General features: G+C 42.7%; 10 protein-coding genes. All 10 read left to right on the plus strand.

The window, feature by feature from the left end; translation table 11 throughout:
* The first annotated feature begins 203 nt into the window (after nt 1-203).
* The 10 genes from MTO98_RS08030 (at nt 204) to MTO98_RS08075 (ending at nt 13,044) form a co-directional block, all read left to right on the plus strand.
* The gene (locus tag MTO98_RS08030) at nt 204-3,638 is read left to right on the plus strand and encodes a SusC/RagA family TonB-linked outer membrane protein (RefSeq protein WP_243486100.1); all 3,435 of its coding nucleotides are present in this window, start codon (nt 204-206) and stop codon (nt 3,636-3,638) included.
* A gap of 9 nt (nt 3,639-3,647) precedes the next feature.
* Nucleotides 3,648-5,141, plus strand: coding sequence for a RagB/SusD family nutrient uptake outer membrane protein (locus MTO98_RS08035; RefSeq protein ID WP_243486101.1), 1,494 nt, complete (start codon nt 3,648-3,650; stop codon nt 5,139-5,141).
* Between the two features lie 20 nt (nt 5,142-5,161).
* On the plus strand, nt 5,162-6,016 hold the full coding sequence (locus tag MTO98_RS08040) for a DUF4843 domain-containing protein (protein WP_243486102.1): 855 nt from the start codon (nt 5,162-5,164) through the stop codon (nt 6,014-6,016).
* A gap of 11 nt (nt 6,017-6,027) precedes the next feature.
* Nucleotides 6,028-7,464, plus strand: coding sequence for a PKD-like family lipoprotein (locus MTO98_RS08045; RefSeq protein ID WP_243486103.1), 1,437 nt, complete (start codon nt 6,028-6,030; stop codon nt 7,462-7,464).
* A gap of 22 nt (nt 7,465-7,486) precedes the next feature.
* Entirely contained in the window at nt 7,487-8,239 is a 753-nt protein-coding gene (locus MTO98_RS08050; RefSeq protein WP_243486104.1) for a basic secretory family protein, read from the plus strand.
* A 71-nt stretch (nt 8,240-8,310) separates the two neighbouring features.
* Nucleotides 8,311-8,541 (plus strand): hypothetical protein, encoded by a 231-nt coding sequence (locus MTO98_RS08055; protein ID WP_243486105.1) that lies wholly within the window; start codon nt 8,311-8,313, stop codon nt 8,539-8,541.
* A 6-nt stretch (nt 8,542-8,547) separates the two neighbouring features.
* On the plus strand, nt 8,548-10,425 hold the full coding sequence (locus MTO98_RS08060; RefSeq protein WP_243486106.1) for a protein-disulfide reductase DsbD domain-containing protein: 1,878 nt from the start codon (nt 8,548-8,550) through the stop codon (nt 10,423-10,425).
* A gap of 12 nt (nt 10,426-10,437) precedes the next feature.
* On the plus strand, nt 10,438-10,983 hold the full coding sequence (locus tag MTO98_RS08065; protein WP_243486108.1) for a TlpA disulfide reductase family protein: 546 nt from the start codon (nt 10,438-10,440) through the stop codon (nt 10,981-10,983).
* 390 nt (nt 10,984-11,373) lie between these two features.
* Nucleotides 11,374-12,192: a sugar phosphate isomerase/epimerase gene (locus MTO98_RS08070; protein WP_243486110.1), complete on the plus strand. Its 819-nt coding sequence runs from the start codon at nt 11,374-11,376 to the stop codon at nt 12,190-12,192.
* An 18-nt stretch (nt 12,193-12,210) separates the two neighbouring features.
* The gene (locus MTO98_RS08075; RefSeq protein WP_243486111.1) at nt 12,211-13,044 is read left to right on the plus strand and encodes a phosphogluconate dehydrogenase C-terminal domain-containing protein; all 834 of its coding nucleotides are present in this window, start codon (nt 12,211-12,213) and stop codon (nt 13,042-13,044) included.
* The last annotated feature ends 69 nt before the right edge of the window (nt 13,045-13,113 follow it).

Below are 13,113 nucleotides of genomic sequence, written 5' to 3' on the forward strand. Positions count from 1 at the left end.
ACTAACAACTAAACAAAACTAAATGCTAATCACTAAAAAAATGCTTGATGGATAAACTACTACGATAAACCTCAGACAGATCTCATATTAACAGACCAAAATTAACCGGAAGCCTCTCACCGCTTCCGGTCTTAAATAGGTCAGGCAGCACAAGATGTCGAAGCCCTGGGCTGCATTTTATTAACCCAATCTTATTCAAAAATATGAAATTAACTTTTCTTTACAACGCCGTATGCGCTATACGGGGGGTAAAGTTCAAATTCTTATTAGTATTGAAACTCACCACTATACTGTTGCTTGTCGGCGCGTTACATTTATCCGCAGCAAGTTATTCTCAAACGGTAACTATATCCGGTAAAAACAAAAGCCTCGAGTCGGTTTTTAAGGATATAAAGCGTCAAACCGGCTATTTGTTTTTTTATAGCGGGAAAGTGAATTTAAAAGGCAAAACAATTGATGCCGATTTTCATGATACACAGCTTGTTGATGCGCTTAACGCGTGCCTTAAAGACTTTGATCTGAGTTTTACCATCGTGTCTAAAACCATTGTAATTCAGAATAAAATACCCGAACCGAGACCTTCGCCGGTTGTTTCGATGAGCAAAATTCCGGTAAGTGGCCGCGTGCTGGATTCGGTAAGTAAAACCACTTTACCGGGCGTAAATATTGCCGTTAAAGGCGGTAGGGGTGTAATTGGCCAAACTAATGATAAAGGCGAATTTAATGTACAGGCCGATGCAGGGCAAACATTAGTATTCTCATTTATGGGCTACAAATCGGTAGAAGCTAAGGTGGTAGCAGGCCAATCGATTGTAGTAAAGCTTTTGCCTGATATTAATAACATTAAAGATGTTGTTGTAACCGGGTACCAGGTTATCAAAAAAGATAACTATACGGGCAACGCCATTACGGTGAGCGGTGCCGATCTGAAGCGTAATAATCCGCAAAATGTGATCAAGAGTATCGCCTCATTTGATCCGTCGTTTAAAGTGCTTGATAATAACTTTGCAGGTTCTGATCCAAATAGGCTGCCAAAGATAAATGTAAGGGGCGCTACAGCCATTCCTTCCATCAATGATAATATACTTGACCGTAATAACCTTTCAAGCAATTATAACCTGCCGGCTTTTATTCTTGATGGTTTTGAGGTATCGCTTCAAAAAGTGGTTGACCTTGATATCAATCGTATCGAATCGGTTACGTTGTTGAAAGATGGTGCCGCTACAGCGGTTTATGGTTCAAGGGCTGCCAACGGAGTAATGGTTATCACCACCAAAGCGCCGGTTGCCGGAAAGCTGCAGCTGTCATACAATTATGAGCTTACTTTTAACGGGCCCGATTTGTCAGATTATCATGTGCTTAATGCCAAACAAAAAGTTGCCTATGAGCAGTTGGTTGGCCTTTATGATACCAAAACATCCACCAGCGGTGATACCAAGCAGGACGATCTTAATGCCCAGCTGTTTACCCGGTTGAAAAATGTGGCAAGTGGTGTTAATACCTACTGGTTATCGCAACCGCTAAGAAATGCCTATCAGCAAAAACATTCAGTATATGCCCAGGGCGGCGATCAGTCATTCAGGTATGGCATCGATTTGCGTTATCAAACTCAACCCGGTGTTATGAAGGGGTCTGACAATACGCGTTATAGTGGTGGCGTAAATTTTACATATAACCCAAGCTCAAGGCTTATCATCAGGAATGATCTTACCATTACGCAGGTTAACCAGGCAAACTCCCCGTATGGTGATTTTTCTACTTATGTAAATGCCAATCCATATTTTCCGATACGGGATAGTACAGGCAGGCTGGTGCAGGAACTTGCTAACTGGCGTGTAAACACTGGTCGCCTGGGAACCGATCAGTACGTTACCGAAAATGTATTTAACCCGTTGTATGAAGCCAGCCTGAGCAGCTTTGATAAAGATGCATATACAGAAATACTGGAGTCATTCTCGGCCGATTATAAAATATCAAAAAGCCTGCGGTTAAGGGCTTTGATGAGCGTAAATAAAAACAATTCAACATCTGATAAGTATGTATCACCGTTGAGCAGTGTCTTCTACAACACTGCATCTGATCAGTTAAATAACCGGGGTACTTATGACTATGGTACCAACGCCAGCCTTAATCTCGACGGAAACGTAACCATCAGCTACAATAAACAGCTGGGTGGGCACTATTTCAACCTTGTTTTGGGTGCCAATATTTTGGCTTCAAAAGCTGATATTAAATCTTTTTCGGCCCAGGGCTTTTCAAATGATAGGTTTACCAACATAGGCTTTGCCCGTACCTATAAAGAAAACTCGGCCCCGTATGGCGATGTAACCAAGTCAAGAACGGCAGGTACTTTCTTTTCTGGTAACTATGCATTCCAAAACAAATATCTTTTAGATGCTTCGGTAAGGGTAGACGGGTCATCCGCTTTCGGGGCCGACAGGCGTTATGCGCCCTTTGGCTCGTTGGGTATTGGCTGGAACATTCATAAGGAAAGCTTTTTTCAGGGTTCAAACGTAATAAGCCAGCTGCGCCTTAAAGGAAGTATCGCTACACTGGGCTCTATCAGTTTCCCGGCATACCAGTCTCGTTCAATTTATTTGTATGATACACAACACTGGTATTCAACAGGTATTGGTGCTACCATACTGGGTTATGGAAACAGCAACCTTGAGTGGCAAAAAACCCGCACAACTGATGTGGGAATGGATATTGGTTTGTTTAAAGACAGGATAGTAATATCGCCAAGATACTATTACAAGCTTACCAAAGGGCTTATCACCGATATTAACCTTGCGCCATCAACAGGTTTTAATACCTATAAAGATAACCTTGGCGATATGTCAAATAAAGGATATGAACTTTATCTCGTAGCGCAGGTTTTCCGCACAACCGACTGGAACATAAACCTGACCGGTAATCTTGCTCATAACGTTAACAAAATAGTTAGTATATCTGATGCATTGAAGGCCTTCAATAACAACATCGATAATTTCCAAACCGATAAAACTAAAAATGCTTTTTCAACACCGTTAACCCGGTATGTTGAAGGTAAATCGTTGAATACAATTTATGCCGTAAAATCATTAGGTATCGACCCCGAAAACGGTAAAGAGATACTTGTGAAAAAAGATGGCAGCCTGACTTATATATGGGATGTTAAGGATGTACAGGATGTAGGCAATACCACACCAAAGGCCGAAGGCTTTTTTGGCAGCACAGTATCATACAAACGGTTTATGATGAGCTTTAGTTTCCACTACCGTTTTGGTGGGCAGGCGTATAATCAAACCCTTATCGACAGGGTTGAAAACGCCGACCCGCGCTTTAACGTTGACAGCCGGGTATTGGAACAAAGGTGGAAACAACCAGGTGATCACACGTTTTTCAAAAACATTACCGACCTCACTGATACTTACGTGTCATCACGGTTCATACAAAAAGATAACCTGATCGAACTACAGTCACTATACTTTTCATATGATTTTAATCCGAAAGCTATCCGCCGTTTGGGGCTTCAAAACCTGCGCCTGGCAACCACAGCAAACGATGTTTTCAGGGCTTCAACAATTCAGGCAGAGCGGGGTATCAGTTATCCCTTCGCCCGCAGCATAACATTTTCATTACTGGGTTCATTTTAATACATAACCATGAAGAGATATTTAATTTTTATAATCCCGTTGCTGGTGTTTACCTCATGCAAAAAGTTTTTGGATGTACAGCCAGAATCTGATGTGGCTAAAGAACAGCTGTTTACCACCGAGGATGGTTTTGAGGAGGCGTTAAATGGTGTTTACACCAGGTGCACAAAGGCGGATTTGTATGCCGGAAACCTTACGTTCAGCAACCTTGATATCATGGCGCAGAACTATTCATTCTCCAATACAGATTTTCAGAAGATAGCGTCATTTCAATACAAGGAAAGTATTTTAAAAGATAAGAACAGCCAGATCTGGTCGGCAGTTTATAATGCTATCGGCAATTGTAATGAGATATTGCAGGTAATAGATAAGCAAAAGGCGGTGTTTTCGGGCAACAACTATGCTATCATTAAAGGAGAAGCGCTTGCCCTGCGTGCGTACCTGCATTTTGATCTTTTGCGCATGTTTGGTGCTTCGTACAAATACAACCCAAATGCCAAAGGCATTCCGTACGTAACTAATGTTAGCATTAAAAGCACACCTTTTTCATCAGTAGCTGATGTAATTAACTATGCCATAATTGATCTGCGCAATGCACGTACGCTGCTAAGTAATACAGATCCTATTATTTCAGCCGGTTATATTGTAGGATACCCTAATAAAAGATACCCTGATGGTTATACCGGACCAAAGCAAACAGAAACTACAAGCAATACATTGTTTCTGCAAAACCGCAGGCACCGGCTTAATTATTATGCAGTATGCGGCGAGCTTGCAAGGATCTACCTGTACAAAAATGATTACCAGAATGCCCTTTCCAACGCTAATGATGTAATAAACGCCAATAAATTTCCCTGGACTCAAAAAGATGATGCCTTTAATAACAACGTAGAGCAGAAAGACAGGGTATTTTATAACGAGTTGGTATTTGGCTGGTATGCGCCGCTTGCTAATGATGACAATGCACTTGTTACCTTGTTTAGTGCGGTCAATACCGCGCAGTATCAGCCCACACCCTTACAGTTAGATAATATTTATGAAAAAAGCACTGTAGGTGCCGAGGACTGGCGCTACAGGCAATGGTTTTTTACAGCTACAGATGTAACGCCTAATCGCAGCTATTTGGTTAAATATTTAGTTAACAGCTCGCCGCAGGTAAACTTGCACCCGATAATGGCACCCGCGTTTCGTTTAGCCGAAGCATATTACATAGCGGCAGAGGCAAGTTACGACAGCAACCCAACCAAAGCCATTGAATATTTAAATACCGTACGTACGCACCGCGGTATTATTGACCCGTTGCCGACCACTTTAGGCAAAACAGCTTTTTTGAATGAGCTGGTTAAAGAAGCCCGTAAAGAGTTTTACGGTGAGAGCCAGATATTTTACATGTATAAGCGGTTAAATCTTGATATAGTGGCCCCCAGTGGCCAGATCTATCCGGCATCAAATAGTATTTACGTGTTCCCGGTTCCTGACGACGAAATAGCTTACAATAATTGATCTCAATACCATTTATAACAATGAAAAGAAATTTATTTTATGTTTTAGTGGTCGTTGCAGTTCTTTTTGGCTGCAAAAAAGACCAGTTACTCACATATGGCTCCAGGGATAATATCTATCTGAATTATAAGGATAAAGACAAAAATCAGGATACCTCGGTATTAACTTATTCTTTTGCTTATAATCCTACCCTGGCCCAGGATACCATCTGGTTACCGGTAATAATTTCAGGGCAAAGGTCAAAAACTGAACGGAAGTTTGCAATAAACGTAGTTGACACGGCTACCACAGCCAAAGCCGGTTTGCATTATGAAGCACTTAAGCCATCTTACATAATGCCTGCAGATTCGGGCACAGTAAAAATACCGGTCATCATTAAAAACAGCGACCCTGAACTGGCAAATAAATCTGTGATGCTCACTATCCAGGTTTCGGGGGGACAGGATTTCAACTCATCGTTACCGGCAAATTTAAGGACAAAATCTATCCTTTACTCTGCACGTTTGGAGCAGCCGGCATGGTGGATCTACTGGATGGGTAACCTTGGCCCTTACAGCAGGGTAAAGCACGAGTTGTTCCTGATCTCTTCAGGTACTACCGATCTGGTTGACATGTCAAAGCCAAATGCTTACCTCCAGATCCCGCGTACGTTGTATTACATTGACAACGTAAGGACATTTATTAACGACCCATTTGCCTGGGTAGCGCGATACCCGGAAAAAGGTTATGTGCTTACCCAAAGGGCCGGTGGAAGTAAGGATTATGATTTTTATAATTCTTCCTCGCCCGATAAGAAGTTTTACCTCAAGTATTACGATCAGGCAGACAGGTATTTTTTTGTTGATGAAAATGGTCAACAGGTTATTATCAATTAAACACTTAGGTCATGAAATTTAAATCGATAGCTATATTGGCGCTCATAACGGTACTTTATACTTCATGTAAAAAAGACCTGGGCAATTATGTATACTCGCCACCTTCTGAACCGGTAGTTGCCGGTATTAATAACGCCACAATTGCAGCCCTGTTGGGTGATACCCTTATTATAAACCCCAAAGTTACTCTTGCCGGTGCCGATCCGCTTAAGGATCTTGATTTTGAATGGCATATCACAGTTCAGGAGGAGCTCCGGGAAGCGGTTTACAAAGGTTACCCGCTTAAAATGGTTTACAATTTAGGCCCTGGCGATCGTGCCTGCAAGCTTATAATTACTGATAAGCGGAATGGGTTGTTTTACAATTTTCCTTTCAAAATAGAGGGTACAACCCAGTTTTCGGCGGGTAGTATAGTGTTGAGTAATGATAACGGGGTTACTAAACTGTCATTTGTAAAACCCGATAAAACGATATTGGGTGATATCTATAAAGCGCTTAACAAGGATGACCTGCCTATCAATCCGGTTGAACTGTATTACTCAAAACCACTGACTTACCAACCCAATACCAAAGAGGAATACTGGGTATTAAGTAATGATCCTAATAAAAGCGGGGTAGTGCTTGATGCCAGTACATTATTGAAGCGGACAGATTTTTCAGCACAATTCTTCTCGCCACCTGCAGTGGTCAGCGCAGGATATCTTGAACCGTTTTTGGGCCCGGTACAAATGGGGACAATACCAACAGGCGTAATTAACGGTAAGCTATACGTTGGTGTTTCATCAACGGCCCCGTTTGCTGATGACTACGGTAAGTTTGCAAATGCGCAAGCCGGCGACTATACGATGTCGAAATATTTTACGCATGGCAGCTCGTTTTTTATTGGTTACGATCTTAAGGGAAAAGTATTTATCACATTTGGTGCCGATGGTACTTACTCGGGTACTAACTACAAAACTGATACTGCAAGCACCGGTTTTGATCCCAAAAATGTAGGGTACGATAATCTTTTGTTCATGAAACCTGTAGAGGGCGGCGCATCTTATGCTTTCTTTAAAACGGCAACAGGCACCATAACCGAACTGAGTTTCAGCTATCCTATGGGGGGCGACAGAACCTTTAGGGGTTTGGGTAAACGCACATTTAAAGGCAGCGCCTTAGTTGATGACGATACCAAATGGGTGGTTAATAGCTTGAACGTGTTCTATTTTTCATCAAAAGGAAAAATATACCGCTATAATCCTATAAACGAAGATATAAGACAGCTTGATGCAGATTTTGGCGGCAAAAAAATATCGATGATCAAGATCAGTTTGGATGATAATACGCTTACCGTTGGTGCAAGCGGAGCCGTTTATACCCTTGATGTGAGCGTTTCCAAAACGGGCAATATCACCAAAACAATAAGTGGAATACCCGGCGAACCAATTGACATTGTGAGCAGATAAAAAATTAACCTATCAAAACTGTATGAAAAAAGTGAATAACTGCATGAAAGTTTTTATGCTGATGGCCACAACCATGGTTTTAACCAGCGCCTGCTATAAAAATAAACTGGCTGAAGATCAGGGCCAACCGCAGGTTAAGCCGGTTTTTCATGATTACCTGTCGCAGGATTCGGTAACCAAAGGGCCGTATACCCTGATATTTACTAACTACTCGCCTGATTTTGCTACCGATGCGGGAAATAAAGTTAAAGAAAGGATGATGGATGCATTTTTTAAGGTTTATCCTGAAGAAGCATCAATTTATAATCCCCAAACAGCTAAAAAGGTTCATTTCAACATTGATCCGTCCTATACCGGTGCAGCCGAAACAGCAAATGCCATCACCCGTTTTAACCCAAAATTGATGCTTGCTATTCCTACTGATGTGGATGTGGTTACCCATGAAGTAATGCACATTGTACAATCCTATAACGGCAATAATCCTGCCTGGCTGGTTGAGGGAATAGCCGACTATGCCCGCTATACGCTTGGGGTTGATAACGCTGCTGCCGGCTGGTACTTGCCCGAATATAGTGCAGATCAAAACTATACCGGTAGTTATAAAGTAACAGCCCGCTTTTTAGCTTGGCTTGATAAGCATGTTAAGGCCGGGATAGTAAAGCAACTGGATGCTGCCTGCCGCGATAATACCTATTCAGAACAAACCTGGAAAACATTGACCGGCAAAACGGTTGATGACCTTTGGGCTGCTTATAGTAATAATCCGGCCCTTTAATATCAGCGCCCGGAGCGGTCCTGGCTCCGGGTATAATTCGGTTAAGTGCTTTAAAGCTCAAAAAATAGAAAATGAAACTAAAATTATCAATGCTGACTTTGCTGTTGCCGTTCGCAGCATCAGCTCAGAAAATCAGCTTTTGCGTTGCCGGCCATATAGGTAAGCTGTACAAACCCGGCAAAGTATGTATTGATTACACGGATAATGGCACAAGCCATGAATACTCATGTGTGGTGAACATCATTGGCAATACCCTGTGTTATGAATCCCTGAACATCAAACTTGCTGAAATTTTTAATTAAGTGGATATGAAGAAGATTACTTTGACCTTGCTGCTTTTTTGTGCGTTTAGCGCAGTAACATTTGGCGGTGTAGTAACAAACGGAGCTGGTAAAATAGCGCTCCACGTTTTATACGTAGGCTATGATCCGGCAAAACCTAAGCCGGAACACGTAAACTATTACAGTACGGCAGCCGCTGCCATTGACGATGCCTGGAAAACCCGCATGGCCGATTTTAAGGCATTTTTAGAGCAAAGATTTGAAAAGGCGGATGTTGTGGATGTAAGGGATTACGATGCTGTTATGTCTGAAAAGGTAGATGTTACCATTCTCGATGCTGGGCCTGTAAAATTGCCTGCCGGCTTTGACCGCCCAATGATCCTGATGCACGAGATGGCCCCTAATGTAGGTTTGCCTATAGGCCTTAAGTTTGATTGGTATTGCCAGTGTTTGGAGGATGACGCGCTGAACATTAAAACAAGTCATGCCATATTTAATACGCCAGTAAAAGTTAAGCTAACGTTGGTTAACAGGCCTACACCCGGATCGTTTTTTAATGGTTATCAGGGAGCAACCACGCCAAAGGAGCTGCCTATGTGGAAGGTGATTAAAGAGGATCCCGCTGCAAAAGATAAGTATATTATAGGCATGGTAGCCCACGGCGAGGGTTTTAATGATTCGCCGGATGCCGAGGCTATAAGCGGTGGTGTTTGTTTAAAAAACGCCGAAGCGGTGGCTTTGGGTCGCCAGGGTAATTATTTTATGTGGGGGTTTTCAGGCTCACCTAACCACATGACTGATGAGGCTAAGGATGTTTTGGTGAACACTGTTTGCTACATCAAAAAATTTGATCATCAGAAACCTATCATGAAAAAGGTGCAGATCGAGAACCGTGAATGGGTAAATGAGATGATCTACCGCACCGATAAAACTTTGTATGAACAGGCGCTCATATCGCGCAGGGAAGGAAATATTCGCCTGCAAAAAATGCAGCAGGAGCTTAAAGACCGCAAGGCTAAAGGAGAGGATATTGGCCGTGGAAACGAAATGTTTTTGAAAATGCCGGTTACCAACGATACGCAAAGCTTTGACGATTATCTGAAAGGCTGGGCCGGTAGTGGTATGTATGATATGTTTGGAACCAATACGGCAGCTTACCATAAATATTACCTTGCCAACCTTGAATACTTCTATCCGCTGGATGCATACTCGTTACAGGTTGATGAAGATGCCAAAAAGCTGGGGATCTCTAACCGTAAAGTTGAGTTACTTGAAAAATGTATCAAAATGCTCGAAAAGGGGGAGGAGACAGTATTGGCCCAAAGAGTACTGGAAAGATATACCAGCGAGAAATTTTTATCGGCTAAGGAATGGCGCGATTGGTTCATCAAAAACAAGGCTAATCTTTATTATACTGAATCGGGCGGTTTCAAATTTATGGTGAATACTTATAAAACCGAAACAGCGGCGATAGCCCCGGCAGCATCCGGCGGGATCAAAACAGCAAATACGGCTATACCAACTCTTTCCGATCCTGTAGCGATCAGCGCTAAGCTGATTGATGGCGCGGCCGGGAAAAAGGAAGTGGTGATTGATGCTGCTATTTTAAACGGATGGCATATATACGCTTATGTACCTAAAGATAGCCCGTTTATACCAACCCAGGCAGTTATTGAGTTACCAACCGGTTTAACAAACAGCGACTGGCAAAGTTCGGCAGGTATACCGTTTACCGGGGGCGAAGGCATGTTTGTATGGGAAAACAAAGCCACTTTCAAAACCGAGATAGATGCGGCCTCGCTAAAACCGGGCATGGTGATTAAATGCGGCCTTTATTACCAGGTTTGTGACAATAACAAATGCTTTCCGCCAAAAAGGAAACTGGTTGAACTGCAGGTTCTATAGCGTATGGTTGTTATGAAAAAAAAGATATTAATTATATGTGCAGCAGCAATGTTGAATATAGCAGCAACAAAACAAGCGTACGCCTTTGTTTCACAACTTGCAGATACGGTAGCAGTTAATCCCAATTTGGTAACCGGCAAAACGTTACCCCAATTTACGGTGCAAACCGATGCTGGCAACGCATTAAAACTATCGTCATTAAAAGGGCGCGTGTTACTCATTGATTTCTGGGCGTCATGGTGTATGCCCTGCCGGGCGGCTATTCCCCATCTTAAAGAGTTGTACAAAAAGTATCATGCCGAAGGTTTTGAGATTTTAAGTATTTCGATAGATCAGAATAGTAAGGCCTGGAAAAACGCCATGCTTAAAGAAGGGATGCCCTGGCAGCAGGCAATTGATAAGTACGATGAAGGTAAAGACGCTTCAGTAATAATGGAGGCTTTGTCTATCCAGTCTGTGCCATTTGCCATCGTACTTAATGCCGATGGTAAAGTTGCACTGATCAACCCGGCAAGTGCCGATGTAGACAGGCATCTGAAAAAGGTGTTTAATAAATAAAAGATATTAGGAGGATAGCATTTAGCGAACCTCAAAGAAGCTTTCGGGCGTTTTTATCAGTTTAGTTAAGTTAACCCGACGAGCCGGCTTATTGCCGGCTTTTCGTTTTAATAATGACGGGGAAGGTTGCACATAGCAAGCAAATTACTGGTTGATCATAATGGCTTACATCCAGATAAAGCTGTATTATTGAAATTTTAAATGCCACAGCAAGCCGGATCTGCCGATATACATCGTACTGTCGCTTGGTGAGCGCGATTTTTCAGGCCGATGCTCACCAAAATGGCAATATTCTCTCAGCAAAATAACGGAGATATTTAGCAATATACAGGAATGATATGGAGCCATTAACAATTAATATTGCTTAAACCGATTATTAATTGCTTCATCATGATTCTTGGGATTAGCAGCTTTACTTATGGGTGGTCTGTAGGCGGCCGTTCGGAAGACGGTGCCGCTATTGTAGATGAAAATATCCTGATTGACCGGGTTTTGCAATTTGCATTGCGCTGCCTGCAGATAGGGGATAATTTGCCGTTACATCTGTTTGATAAAGAACGGATTGGACGGTTCTGTCAAAGGCTTCGGAAAAATGATATACGTACGGAGCTGGGGGCCCGCGGACTTACCGAAGGGCATCTTGATCGGTATATCTCACTTGCCGAAAAATTGAATGCACCGTTGTTGCGGTTTGTAATTGACGCGCCTGGGTTTGAGCCGGATAGCGGCACTGTCATTGCGACCGTTAAAAACGTGGTTTCAACGCTAAAAAGTAAAGGTATAGCCCTCGGTATAGAAAACCACGATAGGTTTAAAGCACGCGAACTTGCCGGTATTATTGACGCAGTTGGGGACACCAGTGTAGGTATATGCCTCGATTGTGTCAATTCAATAGGTGCGGGCGAAGGGTTGGAGCACGTTTTGCAGGTACTTGCACCTTACACAGTCAACCTTCACATTAAAGACTTTTTGATAAAGAGACTGCCGCATCAGATGGGCTTTACTGTTACCGGCAGCCCAGCCGGAAAAGGTATGCTGGATGTTGACACTCTGGTAGATACGTTGAGTCGCTACAGCCTGTGCCAAAGCGCGATACTGGAACAGTGGGTAGTACCCGAAGACACAGTTAAGGCCACCATGTTAAAAGAGCAGCAATGGGCAGAAGCAGGTATTGACTTCTTAAAAAGCACAAAATATTTTTCTATATAAATAAAAGCTAAATAAATTATGGCATTAAAAATTGTATTGGTTGGGGCCGGAGGTAAAATGGGGCTTCGTATTACAGATAACTTTTTAAAAAGCCCGCATTACGAGGTTATGTACCTGGAAGTAAGCCAGCAAGGTAAGGATGCGTTGGCGCAAAAAGGTATCAGCATTGCACAGCAAACAGAAGCAATACCAGAGGCTGATGCGGTGATCCTCGCACTCCCTGATATTGCCATCGGGAAGCTGTCGGAGGAGATGATTCCGCTCATGAAGCCGGGTGCGTTAGTGCTCACACTTGACCCTGCTGCCCCTCTTGATGGTGTTATCCATCATCGCGATGATCTGGGTTATGTTATTGCACACCCATGCCATCCTTCAGTGTTTAACTGGGAACCTGCCGAGGCAGCTTTTAAAGATTTTTATGGGGGTATAAGTGCAAAGCAATCTATTGTAGTAACATTGATGGCAGGCGCCGAGCATTACTACAATTTGGGAGAGCAGATAGCCAAAGATATGTACCAGCCTGTTAAAGATGCGCACCGCATTACGCTGGAGCAGATGGCTATTCTGGAGCCTGCCATGGTAGAAACCCTTGCCCAAACCTGCATGGAAGTTGTGAAAGAAGGCTATGACAAAATTATTGAGCTTGGCGTGCCCGAAGCAGCTGCTCGCGACTTTGTATTAGGGCACCTGCGTATACAAATAGCTGTATTATTTAAGGAAGTAAACGGCACTTTTTCTGATGCTGCTTACAAAATAAGCAAACGTGCCAGACCTATCCTTTTTAAGGAAGGTTGGGAACGGATATTTGACATGGATGATATAAAACAGCAAGTGCGGGACATCACAAATTAATTGGTTAAACAAATATATTTCAATTTACATCATAAGTTCTAACTTGCAAAAAAGCCTTGTTTATCCCTC

The sequence above is a fragment of the Mucilaginibacter sp. SMC90 genome (genome assembly GCF_022811725.1).
Lineage (GTDB): Bacteria > Bacteroidota > Bacteroidia > Sphingobacteriales > Sphingobacteriaceae > Mucilaginibacter.